Below are 20,838 nucleotides of genomic sequence, written 5' to 3'. Positions count from 1 at the left end.
TTCACACCGAGCGTCGTAGGCGGGTGAGCGCGTCGCTGCCGGTGTTCCCCTGGGACACCCTGGCCGACGCGACCGCCCTGGCCCGTTCCCATCCGGACGGCATCGTCGACCTGTCGGTGGGCACACCGGTCGATCCGGTGGCACCGGTGATCCGCGAGGCGTTGGCGGCCGCCAGTTCCGCACCCGGGTATCCGACGACGGCGGGCACCCCACAGTTGCGCGCCGCCGCAGCCACGGCGCTGACCCGGCGTTACGGGGTCACCGCGCTGCCCGACGATGCGGTGCTGCCGGTCATCGGCACCAAGGAACTGATCGCTTGGCTGCCGACGCTGCTGGGCCTGGGCTCCGAGGACACCGTCGTCGTGCCCGAACTGGCGTATCCGACATACGAAGTCGGCGCGCGGCTGGCCGCCGCGCAGGTGCTGCGCGCCGATTCGCTGACCCAGCTGGGGCCGCAGTCGCCGTCGATGGTGTACCTGAACTCCCCGTCCAATCCGACCGGCAAGGTGCTCGGCCTCGAGCACCTGCGCAAGGTCGTCGGCTGGGCCCGGGATCGCGGGGTGCTGGTCGCCTCCGACGAGTGCTATCTCGGGCTGGGCTGGGACACCGAACCGGTGTCGATCCTGCATCCATCGGTCAGCGACGGCGACCACACCGGGCTGCTGGCCGTGCACTCGCTGTCGAAGACGTCGTCGCTGGCCGGCTACCGCGCCGGGTTCGTCGCCGGTGACCCCGCTGTCGTCGCCGAATTGCTGGCCGTGCGCAAGCAAGCGGGCATGATGGTGCCCACCCCGGTGCAGGCGGCGATGGTGGCCGCGCTCGACGACGACGACCACGAGCGCGCGCAGCGGGACCGGTATGCGCGACGACGGGCCGTGCTGATGCCCGCACTGCAGGCCGCGGGCCTGACCATCGACGACTCCGAGGCCGGCCTGTACCTGTGGGCCAGCCGCGACGAGCCGTGCCGCGACACCGTGGCATGGCTGGCTGAACGCGGCATCCTGGTGGCGCCGGGCGAGTTCTACGGCCCGCGCGGATCGCGACACGTCCGGGTCGCCCTGACCGCAACCGACGAGCGGATAGCCGCCGCGGCGCAACGACTCGCCGCCTGATCACGTCCTCGGGGTTGCCGTGGCACGCAACCCCAGCGCCAGCACCAGGCGGTCGTCGGGATTGTCCAGCGATGTCGACAGCAGCTTCTCGATGCGGCGCACGCGGTACCGCACCGTGTTCGGGTGGACATGCAGGCGTTGCGCCACCGCCGCCACATCGCCGAATTCGTCGAGATAGGCGCCCAGCGTGGTGGCCAGCACCGGCTCCTGCTCGCGCAGCCGAGCCACCCGCGGATCGACGAGCCGCGGCTGTCCGGCCACGTGCGCCACGATCTCGTCCAGCAACACCGTGGTGCGAGCCTCCTCGATCGAGGTGACCTGACCGATCGCACCGGGATGGCGCGAGGCGCTGTCGAACACCCTGTCCACCTCAACCCTCGCGGGCGCGACAGCGGCCGGCCCCGCCACCGGAGCGGCCACCACCGCATGCAGCGTCAAGCCGAGTTCTCGCCGGATGCCCGCGACCAGGCCGCGCACCCACGACATCACCGATGACGGTGAACCCACCTTGGGCAACAGCACGTAGCTGCGATCGTCACTCGAGGCCACCTGCGCGTCGGCGCGAAATGCCGTGGCGCTCAGGGCGATCACCCCGGCGGGCAGCGTCGTGTCACCTCCCAACCCGATGAGCGCGGCCTTGGCGTCCGCGGTGATGGCCAATTCTCGGGCCACCGCGGCCACATCCACGTCGTCGCCGGTCAGGCCCAGCAGTTCCCGGACCAGGACGGTGTGCCTCGACGGGACGGCCGCCAGCCGCGACATGATGCGCGCGGCCAGCACCGCGCCGCCGCGAAGGATGTCCTCGGCGTCCTCGGCCAACGGCGTCGAGCCCTGCTGGAGCCAGATCGTTCCCGCGAACGAGGGCCGCCTGGCCGTGCCCGACGGCAGATGGATGCCCACCGCCAGTCGCGGCTGCAACCCGAGCTCCGGGCGTTCGGCCACCCGCACCACGTCCCCGCCCGCGCGCAGCGCATCGAAGATGCCCCACTGTCCGATCCACTCCAGGTGCTCGGGAGGGCCCGCGCGGCCCAGGATCGTCAGTCGGCGCAGCTCGTCGGCCTCGTCGCTGGACGCCGAGTACGCCAGCACATGCGACTGGTCGTCCTCGATGCTGACCATGCCGCCGGTGCGGTCGGCGATCGACTGGGCCAGCCCGAAAAGATCGGTGCCGGGGTCGTGGTGTGGATCGCCGCGGTCACGGTGGTGTTCGAAGGCGTGGTTGACCAGCTTGTAAAGCAGTTCCCACCGCGCCCGCGGGTCGACGGCCACCACCGCGGTGCCCAGCGCGACGGCCCGTCCCACGGCCTCGTCCGACGGTTCCTTGACGAAGATGGCGACGGGTGCTCGGCCGCCCGTGAACTGCTGCTCGAGTAGGCGCACCGCCTCGATGTCGGGAACCCCGAGCAGGAAGAAGACGTCAACGGACCCCGGACCGACGGCCAGGCCGAGTCGCACATCGTCGGCGTCGACGAGCGCGACGGAACCCACCGTCAGGTCCAGCCCGCGGGGCGCGTCGACCAGCGTGACCATGGTCCGGTCCAGAGCCAGCAGCAGTTGGCCCAGACCCAGACCCGTAGACGGGACGGCCATCGCGCCTCCTTTGTCCAAGACCACTATAAGTCCGCGGTGGTCTTGTCAGATCCGCCAACAGATCGCGGCGGAGGCGAGCGCACGCTGGCGGTATGGATGCCATCACCGACGTGCCCCTGCCCGACAACGAGCCCGTCCTCGACTACGCGCCCGGTTCGGCCGAGCGCACCCGGCTCACCGACGCACTCCGCGACCTGAGCGCCGATCATGTCGATTTGCCCCATGTCATCGGCGGCACCCGGCGGATGGGCGCCGGAGCGGTCGTCGACGTGGTTCAACCACACCGTCACCGCGCCCGACTGGGCACCTTCACCAACGCCGACCACGCCGACGCGGCAGCCGCGGTAGACGCCGCGCTCGCCGCCAAGCCGCAATGGGAGGCCACGCCGTTCGACGAACGCGTCGCGGTCTTCCTGCGCGCCGCGGACCTGCTGGCCGGCCCATGGCGGGAGAAGTTGTGCGCGGCCACCATGCTGGGCCAGTCGAAGTCGGCATATCAGGCCGAGATCGACGCCGCCTGTGAGCTCGTCGACTTCTGGCGCTTCAACGTCGCCTTCGCCCGCCGCATCCTGGCGCAACAGCCCATCAGCGTGCGCGGCGTGTGGAACCGCACCGACTACCGGCCGCTGGAGGGCTTCGTCTACGCCATCACACCGTTCAACTTCACCGCGATCGCGGCGAACCTGCCGACCGCGCCGGCACTGATGGGTAACACCGTGGTGTGGAAGCCCTCGCCCACTCAGACGTTCGCGGCCCAACTGACCATGCAGATCTTGGAGGCGGCGGGCCTACCGCCGGGGGTGATCAATCTGCTGGCCGGCGACGGGATCGCGGTTTCCGATGTGGCGCTGGCGGATCCGCGCCTGGCAGGTATCCACTTCACGGGGTCGACTTCGACTTTTCAGCACCTGTGGCGCGAGGTCGGCTCGCACATCGACCGCTACCACACCTATCCGCGACTGGTCGGGGAGACCGGCGGCAAGGACTTCGTGCTGGCGCACAGATCGGCCCAACCGGATGTGTTGCGCACGGCGCTGATCCGCGGTGCGTTCGACTATCAGGGGCAGAAGTGCTCAGCCGCGTCGCGGGCATTCGTCGCGCGTTCGGTGTGGCAGACGATGGGTGACGACCTGCTGTCCGCCGCCGATGAGCTCCGCTACGGTGACGTCACCGACCTGAGCAATTTCGGTGGCGCACTCATCGACGAGCGGGCATTCGCCAAGAATGTCAACGCCATCGAACGGGCGAAATGCGCTCCGCACGTCACGATCGCGGTCGGCGGCGAATACGACGACAGCGAAGGATATTTCGTTCGTCCGACCGTGTTGCTGTCCGACGACCCCACCGACGAGGCATTCGGCACCGAGTACTTCGGCCCGATCTTGGCGGTGCATGTTTATCCGGACGAGGTCTACGACCGCATACTCGACGTCATCGACACCGGCGCGCGCTACGCGCTGACCGGGGCGGTGATCGCCGATGACCGTGCCGCGATCCTGCGGGCCCAGCAGCGCTTGCGGCACGCGGCGGGCAACTTCTACGTCAACGATAAGCCGACCGGTGCGGTGGTGGGGCAGCAACCGTTCGGTGGGTCGCGCGCATCGGGCACCAACGACAAGGCCGGTTCGGCGCTGAACCTGTTGCGCTGGACATCGGCCCGATCGGTCAAGGAGACATTCGTCGCGCCCACCGACCACAACTATCCGCACATGGCGACCTGAGATGGGCGTCTTCGAACGCGTCGCACGCCCCGCGATCCTGGCCGCAAGCGGGTCTGACCGGCTGCGCCGGGCCGCCGAACGGGTACCGGCCACGCGAAAGGTCGTGCGTCGGTTCGTGCCGGGAGAGGGGATCGATGACGCGCTGAGATCGGTTGTCGCATTGCGGGCCTCGGGGCGGTTGGTGTCGGTCGACTACCTGGGTGAACGCGTGACCGATCGCGATACCGCCGACGCAACCGTCGAGGCCTACCTCAAGGTGCTCGACGCGTTCGATGCGCTCGGTGAGCCGGCGGCAACGGTGCGACCGCTCGAGCTGTCGCTGAAACTGTCAGCGCTCGGGCAGGCGCTACCTCGCGACGGCGACAAGATCGCGCTGGAGAACGCACACACCATCTGTGAGCGGGCTCGGCGCGTCGGCGCGTGGGTGACCGTGGACGCCGAGGACCACACCGTCACCGACTCGACGTTGTCGATCGCGCGTGATCTGCGAACCGAATTCACCTGGCTGGGTGTGGTTCTGCAGGCCTATCTGCGACGCACTGTCGACGACTGCGAGGAGTTGGCGCGTTCGGCAGCGCGCGTGCGACTGTGCAAGGGCGCCTACGACGAACCGGCGGCGGTGGCGTACCGCGATCAGGCCGAGGTCAGTGCCTCCTATCTGCGTTGTCTGCGAATCTTGATGATGGGTAACGGCTATCCAATGGTGGCGTCTCACGACCCCGACATCATCGAGGCGGTGCCCGCGATGGCCTGGGAGTCCGGCAGGGGTGTCGAGGACTTCGAGTACCAGATGCTCTACGGGATCCGCGAATCCGAGCAGCACCGCCTCGCCGCCGCGGGAAACCACGTGCGGGTCTATGTGCCGTTCGGGACACAGTGGTACGGCTACTTCGTGCGGCGCCTGGCGGAGCGGCCGGCGAACATGACGTTCTTCCTGCGCGCGCTCGCCGAGCGGCGAGCCTAGGCCGGTACGGCCGCCACCGGCATCACCACGTTGCCGCGACAGGTTCCGGCCAGGATGTCGGTGTGCCAGGTGCCGTAGAGCGACCCGTCGATGTCGGGTGCGTAGAAGACCCGCGATCGCGCGGGGGCGTACTCGCTGGGCACACCGTCACCGCGGAAGCACTCCCACTGCCAGTTGTAGGCGTACTGCCACCGCGATCCGTCCCAGGTGTATCGGATCGGTTGAGGGATGGTCGGATTGGTCGGCGCGGGGCCCGCGACGACGGTGGCCACGCACAGACCACTGGAGCAGTCGGTGGCCAGCACATACACCGCGCTGAAATTCGGTTCGGACTGAGCGGCGGCCACGCTGCTGCCCATCTTCTCGGACGCATAGGTGATGACCTGGTAGCGGCCTTCCCATGACGGCGGCGCCGCAGACACCGACGGCAGCACCGAAATCGCGGACACCGCAGCATAAACCGCGAGCATCACGCACGACTTTCGGTGGGCAGACATGCCACCAGCGTATTTGCCCGTCCCGTCAATAGGGTTTCTCGACACTGGGTGCGACAGCTACGAAACCGTCACATCTTCGTATCGACGCTATTTCAGCCGACTCGGCTGCTACCTCGCGGACAGCATCAGCAGTGTCCACGCCGCCACTGTCTGCGCGTCGGTGATCTCGCCGTCGCGGATCATCTTCTCCACGTCGGCGCGGTCGAACCAGGCGCTGTGCATGTCCTGTTCCTCGTGTTCGCGCTCGTGTTCGCCTTCGGTGATGCCGGTCGCCAGAAACACCCAGCCGCGCTGGCTGCTCATGCCCGGTGCGACGTCGAGTTGCCCCAGCCGGGTCAGCTGCGCCGCCCGCAGCCCGGTCTCCTCCCGAAGTTCGCGCTCGGCCAGCTCGGCAGGTTCGAGGTGGGCCTGGTCCGGCGCGGTCCCCTGAGGGAACTCCCAGCGGCGTAGACCAATTGGATAGCGGTACTGTTCGACCAGCCGGTAGCGCTCGCCGTCCTGCGCGATGACCAGGGCATAGGGCGGCTTGTCCACGACGGAGTAGATGCCGTCGCTGCCGTCCGGCCTGCGGATCTGGTCCTCGCGCAGGGTCATCCAGCTGTTGCGGTAGATCTCGCGAGACGCCAGGCGTTCGATGTGGGGCACGCGCCCAGTATCGCCGAGGCGACGATGGGTAATCTCGCTGGTGATGTTGTTGGCCTCGCTGAACCCCTCCGCCGTCGCGTCCGGCGCCGACCTCCCCGACGCCGTCCGCATCGACGGCGCCGCGTTGAGTCGCAGCGACCTGGTCGGCGCGGCGACGTCGGTGGCCGAGCGGGTGGCCGGCGCGCAGCGGGTCGCCGTGCTGGCCACGCCCACTGCCAGCACCGTGCTGGCGATCACCGGATGCCTGATCGCCGGTGTGCCCGCGGTGCCGGTACCCGCCGACGTCGGCGTCGCCGAACGTAGGCACATCCTCACCGACTCCGGCGCGCAGGCCTGGCTGGGGGAGAAGCCCGCTGACACCGAGGGCCTTCCGCACGTGCCCGTGCGGTTACATGCCCGGTCGTGGCACCGCTACGCCGAGCCTGCCGCCGAGTCGACGGCGCTGGTCATCTACACCTCCGGCACCACGGGACCGCCCAAGGGTGTGGTGGTGAGTCGCCGCGCGATCGCCGCGGACCTCGACGCGCTGGCGCAGGCCTGGCAGTGGACCCCCGACGACGTACTGGTGCACGGCTTGCCGCTGTATCACGTACACGGACTGGTGCTGGGCCTGCTCGGATCGTTACGGGTGGGTAATCGCTTCGTGCACACCGGAAAACCGACGCCCGAGGCCTACGCCGCGGCCGCCGGCTCACTGTATTTCGGTGTGCCCACGGTGTGGTCGCGGGTGGCCGCCGACTCCACCGCGGCCGCGGCCCTGGCCCCGGCCCGGTTGTTGGTGTCGGGCAGTGCGCCGCTGCCGGTACCGCTGTTCGACAGACTTGCCGATTCCACCGGCCACCGGCCGGTGGAACGCTACGGCACCAGCGAATCGCTGATCACCGTCAGCACCCGCGCCGACGGCGAGCGTCGCCCCGGCTGGGTAGGGCTTCCGCTGACCGGGATCGAGACGCGGCTGGTCGACGACAACGGCGACGAGGTGGCACACGACGGCGAAACCATTGGTCGACTGCAGGTTCGAGGCCCCACATTGTTCGACGGCTATCTCAACCGGCCCGACGCCACCGCTGAGGCTTTCGACGTCGACGGCTGGTATCGCACCGGTGACGTCGCGGTGATCGACGCCGGCGGTATGCACCGGATCGTCGGGCGTGAGTCGGTGGACCTGATCAAGACCGGCGGGTTTCGTGTCGGTGCCGGCGAGATCGAAACCGCGCTGCTCGGTCATCCCGGCGTCTCCGAGGTCGCGGTGGTCGGGTTGCCCGATGACGATCTCGGTCAACGCATCGTGGCTTTCGTCGTCGGCGACGCCGACCCCGCCGCGCTGACGGAGTTCGTGGCTCAGGAGCTTTCAGTGCATAAGCGCCCACGTGAGGTTCGACTGGTGGACAGCCTACCTCGCAATGCCATGGGCAAGGTGCTGAAAAAGGAGTTGGCCCAATGGCATTGAAGTTCGACGAGATCTGCATCGACGCCCGCGATGCCACCGCGCTGGGCGGCTGGTGGTCGACGGTGTTGGGCTGGCCGCAGTCGGTCGACGACGACGGTGACGTGGTACTGCACGCGCCGGCCGGGGCGGGCCCCGACTGGTTGTTTCTCGCTGTACCCGACGACAAGGTGGTCAAGAACCGCATCCACTTCGACTTCCGGCCCGACGATCAGCAGGCCGAAGTGCGCCGCGTCATCGGCCTGGGCGCCTCGCGCGTCGACATCGGCCAGGGCGACGCGAGTTGGGTGGTGCTGGCCGATCCGGAGGGCAACGAATTCTGCATCCTCGCCGCCCACGACTGACCCCGCGACCGTCCTCGCGAGCGTGCGTGTTTGTGGCCGACACGCCGTGGGAAAGCCGTAGTTTCCGCACGCTCGCCACGTGCTTGGCGCTCGTCGTCGCCGGATGCGGCGCCGCTGCATCGCCGCCGCCCGTCACCGGCACCGCCGAACCCGCGTCGTTCACCATCGGCCCGGCCGCCGTGGACACTGTCGGCGGCTGGTTGCCCGACGGCAGGACACTCTCGCCGGTCGACACCTCCAACCCGATCGTCGGCTGGCTGGAGCCGTCGCTGCTCGAAGCGGTCCAGGACGCCGCCCGCGCGGCGGCGGCCGAAGGCATCGATATGAGGATCACCTCGGGTTGGCGGTCGCGGGGTTTTCAGCAGCGCCTGTTCGACGGGGCAGTGCGGAATTTCGGAAATGTAGACGCGGCCACGGAGTTCGTGGCCGCGCCGGAGACGTCCAAGCATGTCGACGGTAAGGCCGTCGACATCGCGCCCATCGAGGCCGACAACTGGTTGATCCGCCACGGGTCCCGGTTTGGGCTGTGTCAGATCTACGCCAACGAGATCTGGCACTTCGAGTTGGTCGCCGACAACGGCCGATGCCCGCCGCTGAAACCCAACGCCGCGGCGGGCTGACCTGGTGTGAGCGTGCGTAAAGTCGTGAATCTGAGCGGCGTGTCGCCCGCAGACACGCACGCTCGCGCCAAAAACAAGGGGGAGGCCCCAGGTCAGTTCTGGTGTAGCGCTTCGTTGAGCGTGATGCCCGAGCCGTCGCGCTTGACCACCTCCACCGCGCCGGTGAGCGAATTACGCCGGAACAAAAGGTTGTTCGCGCCCGAGAGCTCACGGGCCTTGACGGTCTTACCGTCGGAGGTCTGCACCTTGGTCCCGGCGGTGACGTAGAGACCGGCCTCGACGACGCAGTCGTCGCCGAGCGAGATACCGAGGCCGGCGTTGGCACCCAGCAGGCAGCGCTTGCCGACCGAGATCACCTCGGTCCCACCGCCCGACAGCGTGCCCATGATCGACGCGCCACCACCCACATCGGAGCCGTCGCCGACGACGACACCGGCCGAGATCCGGCCCTCGACCATCGAGTTGCCCAGCGTGCCGGCGTTGAAGTTGACGAAGCCCTCGTGCATCACCGTGGTGCCGGAGGCCAGGTGCGCACCCAGGCGCACCCGGTCGGCGTCGGCGATGCGCACCCCGGCCGGAGTCACGTAGTCGACCATGCGGGGGAACTTGTCGATACCGAACACCGTCACCGGGCCGCGGCGACGCAACCGGGCGCGGACACGTTCGAAACCCTCCACCGCACACGGCCCGTGATTCGTCCACACCACGTTGGTCAGCACACCGAACAAGCCGTCGGCGTTCAGGCCGTGCGGCGCCACCAGGCGGTGCGACAGCAGGTGCAGCCGCAGGTAGGCGTCATAGGCGTCGGTCGCCTTGTCCTCCAGCGACGAGATCACCGTGCGCACCGCGACCGTCTCCACCTCGCGGTCCTCGTCGCGGCCCGTCAACTCCGCCAGCTCGGGCGGAATCTCCGCCACCGACAGCCGCGACGTGCCCGAAGGGCCGTCCGCGCCGAGCTCCGGCTCGGGAAACCACGTGTCGAGAACCGATCCGTCGGCGGCGATCGTCGCCACACCGACACCTGCAGCTGAAGTCACGATCCCCAAAGTAGCAGTACCCCGACATGTCGAGAAAAGCCTGCTCATGGGACCGACTAGCCTGATGAACTGTGTTGGATCTACGCGGCGACCCGATCGCGCTGACCGCGGCGCTGGTGGACATTCCCAGTGAATCGCGCGATGAACGACGCATCGCCGACGAGATCGAAGCCGCCCTGCGCGAACAGGCTACCGGCTACGAGATCGTGCGCAACGGCAACGCGGTACTGGCCCGCAGCCACCTGGGCCGACCGTCGCGGGTGCTGCTGGCCGGGCACACCGACACCGTGCCCGCTGCCGACAACCTGCCCAGCAAGCTGGTCGGCGGCAAGCTCTTCGGCTGCGGCACATCGGATATGAAGTCGGGCGACGCGGTCTTTCTGCACCTGGTCGCCACGGTTGCCGAACCGCGCCACGACATCACGCTGGTGATGTACGACGCGGAGGAGATCGAGGCCTCCGCCAACGGCCTGGGCCGCATCGAAACTGAACTGCCCGACTGGTTGCGGGCCGACGTCGCAATCCTCGGCGAGCCCACCGGCGGCTACATCGAGGCCGGCTGCCAGGGCACCCTGCGGGTGGTGGTCAGCGCGACGGGCACTCGGGCTCATTCTGCACGATCATGGTTGGGCGACAACGCGATCCACAAACTCGGCGCGGTGTTGGAACGGCTGTCCGGCTATCGGCCACGCAACGTGGACATCGACGGCTGCACCTATCGCGAGGGACTGTCGGCGGTGCGCATCGACGGCGGCATCGCGGGCAACGTCATCCCCGACGCCGCGTCGGTGACGGTCAACTTCCGCTTCGCACCGGACCGCAGCGTCGACGAGGCGCTGCGGCACGTCCACGAGGTCCTCGACGGGCTCGACGTGCAGATCGCGCTGACCGACTCCGCCGCAGGCGCGCTGCCCGGGCTGTCCAAGCCCGCGGCCGCGGCGCTGGTGGACGCCGCCGGCGGACAGGTGCGGGCGAAATACGGGTGGACCGACGTCGCGCGGTTCGCGAGTCTGGGCGTGCCCGCGGTCAACTACGGTCCCGGCGACCCGAACCTCGCTCACCGCGCCGACGAGCACGTGGACACCGCGGTGATCACCGACGTCGCGGAAACGCTGCGTCGTTATTTATCCGGTTGACGCGGCGCCTACGCTGAACACATGCGGTGAGAAGACGACCCCGGTGACCATCCGTCGTTCTTCTGTGAGAAATCCGCATGTCTTCGATCGTCTTTTCCCATGTGTCGTTCGCCTGGTCTGATGACGCGCCGTTGTTCGACGAGTTGTCGTTCACGGTCGGTGACGGCCGCACCGGCCTCGTCGCGCCCAACGGGGCGGGCAAGAGCGCGCTGCTCAAACTGACAGCCGGTGAGCTCACGCCGACGGCAGGCTCCGTCACCGTCGACGGACGGATCGGCTATCTGCCGCAGACCCTGCCGATGGTCGCCGAGCGCACCGTGGCCGACGTGCTCGGCATCGCGCCGGCTGTCGAGGCGCTCGATGCGCTGGCGCGCGGCGACGCGAGCGAGGCCGTGTTCGCCGCGATCGGTGACGACTGGGACGTCGAGAAGCGCACCCAGGCGCAACTGGACCGGCTCGGCCTCGGACACGTGGAGTTCGACCGCCGAGTGGGCTCGCTGTCCGGCGGGGAGGTCGTGACGCTCGGCCTGGCCGCGCAACTGCTCGACCACCCCGACGTGCTACTGCTCGACGAACCGACCAACAACCTCGACGTCGAAGCCCGCCACCACCTCTACGACGTGCTCGACGATTTCGCCGGCTGCCTGCTGTTGGTCAGCCACGACCGGACGCTGCTCGACCGCATGGATCGCATCGCCGAACTGCACCGTGGTGAAATCCGTTTCCACGGCGGTAATTTCACGACCTACGAGCAAGGTCTCGCCGAAGCCGAGCGCGCGGCCGCCGACAGGGTCCGCAGTGCCCAGCAGCAACTCAAGCGTGAGAAGCGCGACATGCAGCAGGCGCGCGAGCGTGCCGCGCGCAAGTCGTCGAACGCGGCGCGCAACCTCAAGGACGCCGGGCTGCCGAAGATCGTCGCCGGGGCGATGAAGCGCAGCGCCCAGGAGTCCGCCGGGCGCACCGACGGGGTGCACGCCGCGCGGGTCGGCGACGCGAAGACCCGACTCGAGGAGGCCGAGCGCATGCTGCGCGACGACGAGGCGATCGCGTTGGAACTGCCCGACACCTACGTGCCCGCGGGCCGCACCGTCGTCCGCGCCGAAGGCCTGCGGGTCACCCGCGGTGACCGGCACCTGTTGACCGACGTCGACCTGCACCTGCGCGGCCCCGAACGCGTCGCGCTGACCGGGCCCAACGGCGCGGGCAAGTCCACGCTGTTGCGCGTCGTCGCAGGCGATCTGGCACCGGACGCCGGCATCGTCCAACGCGCCGACGGCCGGATCGCGTATCTGTCGCAACGGCTCGACCTGCTCAACCCGCAGCGCACCGTCGCCGAATGCCTCGCGGCGTCGGTGCCCAGCCTTTCACCGACCCGGCGCCGACACCTGCTGGTCCGGTTCCTGTTCAGCGGCAACCGGATACACCGCCCGGTCGCCGACCTGTCGGGTGGGGAGCGGCTGCGCGCGACGCTGGCGTGCGTGCTCTACGCCGAACCGGCCCCACAGCTGTTGCTGCTCGACGAGCCCACCAACAACCTCGATCTGGTCAGCGTCGGGCAACTGCGGGACGCGCTACGGGCTTACCAGGGCGCTTTCGTCGTCGTCAGCCATGACGAGCGCTTCCTGGCCGAGATCGGCGTGCAGCGCACCCTGCGGCTGTCGGGCGGGCGGTTGACGACGTCGGCGGACCCGATTTAGCGGACCGGACGGCTGCGGATACACGGTAAATTTGGACGCCATGGGGATCATGCCCGACACCAGCCCGTTCGGGTCGCAGACAGTGACGGGTCCGGGCTGGCCGAACGTCGATGAGGATGCTCTGGCGGCGGCGGCCGCGTCCTATGAGGCGCTGGCGGCCAAGCTGACCGGCTCGGTGGTCCCACAGCAGCAGGGCCAGCTGATGGCGCTTTCCGACGTCTGGGAGGGCGCGGGCTCGATGGCGGCGACCGGTGAGGCCAGCACCATCATCGCGGGCCACGAGGCCAACGCCGCACACGCCGCCGCCATCGCGGTCAAGCTGCGCGCGATGGAGGCCACTGTCGTGAAGACCAAGGCGTTGGCGAACACGATCGCGCAGGAAGTGCAGCACGAGTGCGAGGCCATCGCGGCCATGCCGTTCATTAACGCGCAGCAACTGGTGCAGAGCCGCGTCAAGATGGGGCTGTCCCAGAACATCGCCAACGTCACCGCGAACACCACCGAGTTGGCCAACACGATCGGCGTGCCGCCCAGCATCCCGTTTCTCGGTGCGCCGCCGGTTCCCGGCGCGAAGGAGGCGCAGGACAGCGGCGAGGAGGCCGCCAAACACGCCGGGCAGGGATCCGACCAGGCGATGCAGCTGGCCAGCCAGATGGGATCGATGGCCGCGCAGATCCCCATGCAGATCGGTCAGGCCGTGATGGCGATTCCGCAGCAGATCGGCCAGCAGCTCCAGCAGCTGTCTCAGCCGTTGCAACAGCTGACGTCGATGTTCGGCCAGGGCGGCAAGGCCGACGCGCTGGGCGGCGCGGGCCTGCCGTTCTCGTCGTTCTCCAACCATCCGCTGGCCGGCGGTTCCGGCGCGGGCGGCGGTTCGGGCATGGTGCGTGCCGCGTCGCTGCCCGGCTCGGGTGGGGTGCCACTGCAGACACCGCAGCTGGCCAGTCTGGTGGGCAGCAAGCCGGTCAGCACCGCGCCCGTCGAGGGCGCGGCGGCCGGCGCGGCGACGCTCGGCGGTGCGGCCCCGGCGGCGGCGGGCGGCGGGATGGGCGGTATGGCGCCGATGATGGGCCAGCGCGGCCAGAGCGGTGGCACCGCCGCGGGGCTCGCCGTGCCCGCGCCACTCGACTACGACCTGGCAGAAGACGATGTGGACGACGACTGGTGACGGCGGGACAGGTAAGCGATGAGTAGCCCACTGAGGAAACCCGACGCCCTGAACTGGAACGCGGCGTCGGTGGAACTCCCCGAGATCCCGATGCTGCCCGCCGGCCAGGACGCCATGAGCGCGACCATCTCGGCCACGCTTCCGACCCTGGCCGCCCCGTTGGCGGCCAACGTGGCGGCGCTGTCGGCGAAGGAGAACATGTTCACCGGCAAGTTGGGCGTCGCGCAGACCGCATACCAGAACTCCGACGAGGCGGGCCACCAGTCGGTCGGACAGGTGGTCGGGATGCTGGGCCAACTCGGCCAACAGGCCGGGCAGATGGGCCAGATGGCCGGCGCGCCCGCGCAGGCTGCGGGCGGACAGAGCGGAATGTTCGGTTCGCTCATCCAGCAGGCGATGCAGGCCGCCCAGGGGACCGGCGGTCAGGGATTCGGTGCGCAGGGCCCGGCCGGGGCCGCCGGCGCTGCCGGCAGCCAGCAGCAGGCGCCTGCCGAGTCCGAACCGAAGCACGACGAAGCGCGAGAAGCGCACGAACCCGAGCAGCACGAGCGCGAGCCGCTGCTGCGCGCCGACGACAGTCGGCCGGGCCCGGTTCCGATCTCGCCGCCCGAGCCGACGGGATCGCCCGGCGACGAGGACCTGCGCCGCAGGCTATAGCGCAGTCTGGTCGCCCTGCGCCTGCCGGGGTGCGACGTCGGGTGCCCGTCCGGTGGCCTCGGATGCCCCCTGTGCGGCGCCGTTGGGCTCAGCGGAGGTGACGGCCTCATCGCCTGCGGACGTCGCTGCCTGGGTGGCGCCCTGCACGGCCTGCTGGACGCCCTGGGCGACCTGTTGCGGCACTTGCCCGACTCCCTGGGCCAGCCCGGCCAGCGGTTGCACCATCTGGCCCACCTGCTGACCGACCTGCCCGAGAAGTTGTCCGACGATCTGGCCGCCCCCCGCACCGGTCGCAGCGGGGGAGCCCGCGCCCGCCTGGGCGCTCTGCTGCGCCTGCATGGCTTGCGCTGCGGCGCTGAGCTTTTCGGCGCCCTGCTGATCGCCGGCCTGGTACATCTGGGCGGCCTTGTGCAGCAACCCGGCGATCGTGGTGCCTGAACTGGCGGTGGCCGTGATCGCGCCCGACCGGGTGCCCAGCGCGCCGGACAGCGCGGTGCTCACCGCGGCGGCGATGGTGCCGTGTGTCATCTGCACGCCGGTGGCCTGCGGTGCGGCGGCGCCGGTCAACTGCGACAACCCCGCGGCAACCTGGTCGTGGATCTGCGCATACGACCGCACACCGTCGGTCTGTACGTACAGTTCGTTGCCGCTCATGGCCCCAAGTGTAAAACCGCGCCGACGGCCCCTATGACGACAATTGTGCGGCGGCGTCGGCCGCTGTCCGGTGCATGCCGAGCGCGGCGAACCGCTGCGACACCTCCCCGAGCGCGGTAGCGTCACGCGCGACCAGCGCCCGCGCAAACGCCAGCGTCAACTCGCCGACGGCACAGTCCACCTCGGCGCCGATCCGGGTGACGCCGTCGACGGCGCGCAGATCGCCGAGGCGCGCGGTGTCGAGCAGGGCCCGCAGCGCGACCGCCCACTGGCCGCCCCGCTCGGCGCTGCGCACCGCGTCACGGGCCGCGGCCACCGCACCATGGGTGTCGCGCCGCGCCGACATCGTCCACGCACGCGCCAACGCGAGTTCGGGCGCGAACAACATCGACTTCAGTCCGTGGCGGGACTCGGCGCGCGCCAACGCCTTTCCCGCCTCCACGGTCGCGCCGAGCTGACCGAGCGCGGACGCCAGCAGCATCCACGCCAGCGGACCCCAGGAATAGCCGGTCGGGGCCAGCGCGGTCGCCGCTCGCTGCAGCAGGCGCACCGCGTCGTCGAGCTCACCCTTGGCGATCAGCACATCGGCCACCAGCACCTCGCCGATCGCGCGGCCCGGCTGTTGCATCTGCGCGTAGTCGGTGAGCTGTTGAGCCAGCGTCTGGGCGTCGTCGAGCCTGCCCGCCATCACCAGCGCGGTGGTCTGGCCGAATCCACTGGTGAAGCGCAGCAGCCCGGGATGCTCGGCGGCGAGCGCCCGCTCGGCCAGGCCGTCCACCACGGCGAAGTTGCCCATCCGAGAACAACTCAGCGCCGCGGCCGCCGCCGCCCAGCCCACCGCGGTGTCGTCGGCCGAGGACGAGGCCAGCACCCCGTCGGCGATCTGCTTGGCCCGCGCCGGGGTGCCCGCGTTCATCGCGAACGTCGCCGACAACGCGTCGAGCGTGGTCTGCGCCGACGGTGAGCTCACCCGGTTGCGGGTGGCCTTAAGGAACGCGGTCGCACGCTCGGGCTCCGAGAGCATCCAGAACTGGTTGGCCGCGCGCGGCAGCGCCCACTGCATCAGCTCGGACTCCGACAAACTCGCGGGATCGACCTCTGCCAGCACCGAATCGGCCTCCCGGCCGCGGCCCTGCCAGGCCAGCGCGTACGCCAGCGTCAGCCGCGCGGTCAACGTCGGGGACCGGTGCACGGCGGCGCGCGCCAGCCGTTCGGAGAGCACCAGATCGCCTAACCGCAGCGCTTCGTCCGCCGCGCCGGTCACCTCCTCCACCGGCTGGGGGTGGTCGCTGTCGAGGGCGAGGACCGCCAGTCGAAGCCGGTCGACGACGCCGCGGGTGGGCCGGTCGGCCAGCCGTTCGACCACCGCGGTGCGTAACCGGCGCAGCTCGGGGCCGCCGAGCGCATCGCGCACCGCGTCCACGAAAAGTGGGTGGGCGGGCCGGATCCGGTCGCCGTCGCGCACTGCCGCGCCGGCCGCCTCCGCCTCGGTGACGGCATCGTGGCCGGCGAGTTCGACGACCTCGTCGAGCGGCAGCGGATCGGACACGGCGAGGTATTGGAGCACCCGGTGCGCGCCGTCGGGCAGGCCCGCGACCAGTTCGTGGACCAGCGTGGCCGCCCGCTGGTCGTCGTGCCCGGCCGGCCCCACCTCGACGGGCGAGAGCAGCCCGTCTTCCCACAGCGTCGAAATGCTTTCGGCCACAGCTCCGTTCGCGGCGGCGGTCACGATGAGGGTGGCCGCGCGGCCGACGGCAAGCTGGTAGACCAACGTCGCCGACACCTCGTCGAGCAGATGCGCGTCCTCGACGACGAGCAGCCGTCCGTCGCCCAGCCGCTGGCGGGCCGCCCGCAGCACCTCGGCGGTCTTGCCGGTGTCGGGCACCTCGATCAGGTCGCCGAACGCCGCCAGCGGGACCTCGGCCGTCGACGCCGTGGCGATCACCCGGTCGACCCGGTCGAACCGCGAAGCCAGCCGCGAAACCGCGGCGTCCACCAGCGTGGACTTGCCTGCACCCGCGGGGCCGATCAGCACGACCCCGCCGCGTTCGCGCACCCCGGCCTCGATCGCCTGCAGTGCCGACTCGGGCGGCGGCGTCGATTTGAGGTTCGCTCCTGACGTGCGCATGACCCACTCAACAGGCACCGAGCGAGTGTATGGCTAGGTTTGGGATGTGTCCGGCGAACCCGACCGCGAGTGGGCGGTCTGTGTGTACTGCGCGTCGGGACCGACGCATCCTGAGTTGCTCGCGTTGGCTGCCCAGGTGGGCAAGGCCATCGCCGAGCGCTGCTGGACGCTGGTGTCCGGGGGCGGCAACGTATCGGCGATGGGCGCGATGGCCCACGCGGCCAGGCAGCGCGGCGGCTGCACCGTCGGGGTGATCCCCAAGGCGCTGGTGCACCGCGAGGTCGCCGACGTCGAGGCCGACGAACTCGTCGTCACCGACACGATGCGCCAACGCAAGCAGGTCATGGAACACCGCGCCGACGCCTTCCTCGCGCTGCCCGGCGGCATCGGCACACTCGAGGAGTTCTTCGAAGCCTGGACCGCCGGGTATCTGGGTATGCATGACAAGCCGGTGGTCATGCTCGACCCGACGGGACACTATGCCGGTCTGCTGGCGTGGCTGTACGGACTTGTCGACACCGGGTACGTCGCCGAGGAGGCGATGGACCGGCTGATTGTCGTCGACACCGTCGAGGCTGCGCTGGCCGCCTGCGCACCGGGCGGCTGAGCGCCGTCGTTTGGCCAGATAGGGTCTGTTTCGCACGCGAACACCGGAGGGGTTACAGGCATGACCGACCAGAATTCAGGCGTCCGTCACAGCGTGGGGTTGTTCGACATCGCAACCCGCATACCGCGCCTGCTGCTCGACGCCCCGGTGATGCTGCGCGGTGTGCTGACCGGGTTCACCGCGCGCCCGTCGGCCAAGACCTCGATCGGCAAGGTGTTCCAGGACCGCGCGGCGCGCTACGGCGACCGGGTGTTCATCAAGTTCGACGACCAGCAGGTGACCTATCGGCAGGCCAATGAGACCGCCAACCGCTTCGCCGCCGCGCTGGCCGCCCGCGGGGTCGGCCACGGCGACGTGGTGGGCATCATGCTGCGCAACTCCCCGAACGCCGTGCTGCTGATGTTGGCCGTGGTCAAGTGCGGCGCGATCGCCGGCATGCTCAACTACCACCAGCGCGGCGACGTCCTGGCCCACAGCATCGGGTTGCTCGACGCCAAAACCGTCGTCACCGAGACCGACCTGGTCGAGGCCGTCACCGACAGCGGCGCGGACACCGAGGGGCTGATGACCGTCGAGGAACTGGAGCGCGTCGCGGCCACCGCCCCCACCCAGGACCCCGCGGCGACGGCGGCGGTGCTGGCCAAGGACAAGGCGTTCTACATCTTCACCTCGGGCACCACCGGAATGCCCAAAGCCAGCGTGATGACCCACTACCGGTGGTTGCGCGCACTCGCCGGCTTCGGCGGGCTCGGGCTGCGGTTGCGCAGCGACGACACCCTGTACTCCTGTTTGCCGCTGTATCACAACAACGCGCTGACCGTCGCGGTCGGCTCGACGGTCAACGCCGGCGCCACCCTTGCGCTGGGCAAGTCGTTCTCGGCGTCGAAATTCTGGGACGACGTGATTCGTTATCAGGCAACCGCTTTCATCTACATCGGCGAGATCTGCGGCTATCTGCTCAACCAGCCGCCGAAGGCCACCGACCGCCAGCACAAGGTGCGGGTCATCATCGGCAACGGTCTGCGCCCGGCGATCTGGGACGAGTTCACCGAGCGCTTCGGGATCGAGCGGGTGTGCGAGTTCTACGCCGCCAGCGAGGGCAATACCGCGTTCGTCAACGCCCTCAACATCGACAAGACGACGGGGATGTGCCCCACGCCGGTGGCCTTCGTCGAATACGACCCGGACACCGGTGATCCGGTGCGCGATGAGAACGGCCGCGTGCGCAAGGTCAAGAAGGGTGAACCCGGCCTGCTGCTGTCCAAGGTCAGCAGCTTCCAGCCGTTCGACGGCTACACCGACCCGAAGGCCAGCGAGAAGAAGTTGGTGCGCAACGCGTTTCGCGACGGCGACGTTTGGTTCAACACCGGTGACCTGATGCGGTCGCAGGGTCTGGGCCACGCGGCCTTCGTCGACCGGCTCGGCGACACCTTCCGGTGGAAGGGTGAGAACGTCGCGACCACCGAGGTGGAGGCCGCCGTCGCGACCGATCCGCAGATCGAGGAGGCCACCGTCTTCGGTGTCGAGGTGCCCGGCACGGGCGGCCGCGCCGGCATGGTGGCGCTGCAGCTGAAGGAGGGCGAGGAGTTCGACGGCAAGGCGCTGGCCAAGGCCTGCTACGAGCGGCTGCCCAGCTACGCGGTGCCGCTGTTCGCCCGAGTCGTCGGCGAGTTGGCCTACACCACCACCTTCAAGAGCCAGAAGGTCGAGCTGCGCAAACAGGGCTACGGCGAGGACGTCAAGGACCCGCTGTATGTGCTGGCCGGCCGCGACGAGGGGTATGTGCCGTTCTACGACGAGTACCCGGCCGAGGTGGCCGCGGGTAAGCGCCCCAAAAACTCGTGACTTCGGCGTGGCTGGTCGCGCTGAGCGCGACTGAGCACGCCGAAATCGCTGGACCGTAGCCTGGAAGGGTGCAGTCGAGCTATCTGGGACGTCCCGTGGCCGGCGATCGTCCGATGATCATGGCGATCGTCAACCGGACGCCGGACTCGTTCTACGACCGCGGCGCCACGTTTCGCGACGACGCCGCCAAGGCCGCTGCCCACCGGGTGATCGAAGAAGGCGCCGACGTCGTCGACATTGGCGGGGTGAAGGCCGGGCCGGGAGACATCGTCGACGTCGACGAGGAAATCGCGCGGGTGGTGCCGTTCATCGAATGGCTGCGCGACACCTACCCCGACCAGGTGATCAGCGTCGACACCTGGCGCTCCGCGGTGGCCAAGCAGGCCTGCGCCGCCGGCGCCGACCTGATCAACGACACCTGGGGCGGCCACGATCCGGCGTTGCCCGAAGTGGCCGCCGAGTTCGGCGCCGGGCTGGTCTGTTCCCACACCGGCGGTGCGGTGCCGCGGACCCGGCCGTTTCGGGTCAACTACGGCATCTCCGAACGCGCCGTGCTCGACGACGTGATCGCCGAGGTGACCCGGGCGGCCGAACGCGCCGTTGCCGCGGGGGTGGCCAGGGAGGCGATCCTCATCGATCCGACCCACGATTTCGGCAAGAACACCCACCACGGGCTGAGTTTGTTGCGCCACGTAAAAGACCTTGTTAACACTGGGTGGCCGGTCCTGATGGCGCTGAGTAACAAGGACTTTATCGGGGAAACTCTAGGAGTGGACCTGACCGGACGCCTGGAAGGCACCCTCGCCGCGACCGCACTGGCCGCCGCCGAGGGCGCCGCGATGTTCCGGGTGCACGAAGTCGGGCCCACACGGCGCGTGCTCGAAATGGTCGCGTCGATCCAGGGACAGCGTCCACCGACGCGCACGGTAAGGGGACTGGCATGACACTCACACCCGAATTGTCGACGGC

The 20,838-nt window shown here is 69.5% G+C and carries 19 protein-coding genes; 13 read left to right on the top strand and 6 right to left on the bottom strand.

Going from position 1 to position 20,838, the window contains the following annotated elements:
* Nucleotides 1-23: 23 nt before the first annotated feature.
* Nucleotides 24-1,112 (top strand): succinyldiaminopimelate transaminase, encoded by a 1,089-nt coding sequence (dapC, locus tag ABQE89_RS16645; protein ID WP_448418499.1) that lies wholly within the window; start codon nt 24-26, stop codon nt 1,110-1,112.
* Here the strand turns inward: dapC and ABQE89_RS16640 are convergent, their stop codons facing one another.
* A complete protein-coding gene (locus tag ABQE89_RS16640; protein ID WP_448418497.1) occupies nt 1,113-2,702 on the bottom strand; it encodes a PucR family transcriptional regulator in 1,590 nt (529 codons plus the stop codon).
* Between the two features lie 92 nt (nt 2,703-2,794).
* Between ABQE89_RS16640 and pruA the strand changes: the two genes are divergently transcribed.
* Both pruA and ABQE89_RS16630 read left to right on the top strand, forming a co-directional pair.
* Entirely contained in the window at nt 2,795-4,423 is a 1,629-nt protein-coding gene (pruA, locus tag ABQE89_RS16635) for an L-glutamate gamma-semialdehyde dehydrogenase (RefSeq protein ID WP_448418495.1), read from the top strand.
* A gap of 1 nt (nt 4,424) precedes the next feature.
* Nucleotides 4,425-5,387: a proline dehydrogenase family protein gene (locus ABQE89_RS16630; protein WP_448418493.1), complete on the top strand. Its 963-nt coding sequence runs from the start codon at nt 4,425-4,427 to the stop codon at nt 5,385-5,387.
* On the opposite strand, the gene ABQE89_RS16625 is transcribed toward ABQE89_RS16630, so the two are convergent.
* Together ABQE89_RS16625 and ABQE89_RS16620 are read right to left on the bottom strand one after the other, a co-directional pair.
* The gene (locus ABQE89_RS16625) at nt 5,384-5,884 is read right to left on the bottom strand and encodes an Rv2253 family sensor-like surface protein (protein ID WP_448418491.1); all 501 of its coding nucleotides are present in this window, start codon (nt 5,882-5,884) and stop codon (nt 5,384-5,386) included. The genes ABQE89_RS16630 and ABQE89_RS16625 overlap by 4 nt on opposite strands.
* Before the next feature lie 108 nt (nt 5,885-5,992).
* A complete protein-coding gene (locus ABQE89_RS16620) occupies nt 5,993-6,478 on the bottom strand; it encodes an NUDIX domain-containing protein (RefSeq protein WP_448418766.1) in 486 nt (161 codons plus the stop codon).
* 94 nt (nt 6,479-6,572) lie between these two features.
* Between ABQE89_RS16620 and ABQE89_RS16615 the strand changes: the two genes are divergently transcribed.
* The 3 genes from ABQE89_RS16615 to ABQE89_RS16605 are packed head-to-tail and all read left to right on the top strand — an operon-like array spanning nt 6,573 to nt 8,940.
* Entirely contained in the window at nt 6,573-7,979 is a 1,407-nt protein-coding gene (locus ABQE89_RS16615) for an acyl-CoA synthetase (protein WP_448418489.1), read from the top strand.
* Nucleotides 7,970-8,320 carry a VOC family protein gene (locus ABQE89_RS16610; protein ID WP_448418487.1) on the top strand — a complete coding sequence of 117 codons (351 nt, stop codon included), beginning with the start codon at nt 7,970-7,972 and terminating at the stop codon, nt 8,318-8,320. Before ABQE89_RS16615 ends, ABQE89_RS16610 begins: the two co-directional genes overlap by 10 nt.
* A gap of 32 nt (nt 8,321-8,352) precedes the next feature.
* Nucleotides 8,353-8,940, top strand: a complete 588-nt coding sequence (locus tag ABQE89_RS16605; protein WP_448418485.1) for a M15 family metallopeptidase — start codon at nt 8,353-8,355, stop codon at nt 8,938-8,940.
* Between the two features lie 92 nt (nt 8,941-9,032).
* On the opposite strand, the gene dapD is transcribed toward ABQE89_RS16605, so the two are convergent.
* Nucleotides 9,033-10,025 (bottom strand): 2,3,4,5-tetrahydropyridine-2,6-dicarboxylate N-succinyltransferase, encoded by a 993-nt coding sequence (dapD, locus tag ABQE89_RS16600; protein WP_448418483.1) that lies wholly within the window; start codon nt 10,023-10,025, stop codon nt 9,033-9,035.
* A gap of 23 nt (nt 10,026-10,048) precedes the next feature.
* Here dapD and dapE point away from each other — a divergent pair, with 23 nt between their 5' ends.
* From dapE to ABQE89_RS16580, 4 genes are all read left to right on the top strand, one after another.
* Complete coding sequence (gene dapE / locus ABQE89_RS16595; RefSeq protein WP_448418481.1) at nt 10,049-11,113, top strand: succinyl-diaminopimelate desuccinylase; 1,065 nt, start codon at nt 10,049-10,051, stop codon at nt 11,111-11,113.
* 77 nt (nt 11,114-11,190) lie between these two features.
* Entirely contained in the window at nt 11,191-12,810 is a 1,620-nt protein-coding gene (locus ABQE89_RS16590; protein WP_448418479.1) for an ABC-F family ATP-binding cassette domain-containing protein, read from the top strand.
* Nucleotides 12,811-12,850: 40 nt separating this feature from the next.
* Nucleotides 12,851-13,978 (top strand): hypothetical protein, encoded by a 1,128-nt coding sequence (locus tag ABQE89_RS16585; RefSeq protein WP_448418477.1) that lies wholly within the window; start codon nt 12,851-12,853, stop codon nt 13,976-13,978.
* Nucleotides 13,979-13,996: 18 nt separating this feature from the next.
* Nucleotides 13,997-14,635 carry a hypothetical protein gene (locus tag ABQE89_RS16580; RefSeq protein WP_448418475.1) on the top strand — a complete coding sequence of 213 codons (639 nt, stop codon included), beginning with the start codon at nt 13,997-13,999 and terminating at the stop codon, nt 14,633-14,635.
* Here the strand turns inward: ABQE89_RS16580 and ABQE89_RS16575 are convergent.
* Together ABQE89_RS16575 and ABQE89_RS16570 are read right to left on the bottom strand one after the other, a co-directional pair.
* Nucleotides 14,630-15,289 carry an ESX-1 secretion-associated protein gene (locus ABQE89_RS16575; protein ID WP_448418473.1) on the bottom strand — a complete coding sequence of 220 codons (660 nt, stop codon included), beginning with the start codon at nt 15,287-15,289 and terminating at the stop codon, nt 14,630-14,632. The genes ABQE89_RS16580 and ABQE89_RS16575 overlap by 6 nt on opposite strands.
* 31 nt (nt 15,290-15,320) lie before the next feature.
* The gene (locus ABQE89_RS16570) at nt 15,321-17,435 is read right to left on the bottom strand and encodes an AAA family ATPase (protein WP_448418471.1); all 2,115 of its coding nucleotides are present in this window, start codon (nt 17,433-17,435) and stop codon (nt 15,321-15,323) included.
* A 28-nt stretch (nt 17,436-17,463) separates the two neighbouring features.
* Between ABQE89_RS16570 and ABQE89_RS16565 the strand changes: the two genes are divergently transcribed.
* The 3 genes from ABQE89_RS16565 to folP all read left to right on the top strand — a co-directional run bounded on the left by ABQE89_RS16565 (nt 17,464) and on the right by folP (nt 20,813).
* Nucleotides 17,464-18,024: a cytokinin riboside 5'-monophosphate phosphoribohydrolase gene (locus ABQE89_RS16565; RefSeq protein WP_448418469.1), complete on the top strand. Its 561-nt coding sequence runs from the start codon at nt 17,464-17,466 to the stop codon at nt 18,022-18,024.
* A 60-nt stretch (nt 18,025-18,084) separates the two neighbouring features.
* Nucleotides 18,085-19,869 carry a long-chain-acyl-CoA synthetase FadD6 gene (gene fadD6, locus ABQE89_RS16560; protein ID WP_448418467.1) on the top strand — a complete coding sequence of 595 codons (1,785 nt, stop codon included), beginning with the start codon at nt 18,085-18,087 and terminating at the stop codon, nt 19,867-19,869.
* A gap of 68 nt (nt 19,870-19,937) precedes the next feature.
* Nucleotides 19,938-20,813: a dihydropteroate synthase gene (folP, locus tag ABQE89_RS16555; RefSeq protein WP_448418465.1), complete on the top strand. Its 876-nt coding sequence runs from the start codon at nt 19,938-19,940 to the stop codon at nt 20,811-20,813.
* Nucleotides 20,814-20,838: the final 25 nt, after the last annotated feature.

It is taken from the genome of Mycolicibacterium sp. XJ1819 (assembly GCF_053483675.1).
The sequence above is the reverse complement of the archived record's forward strand: the minus strand, read 5'-3'. Positions and strand labels throughout refer to the sequence as shown.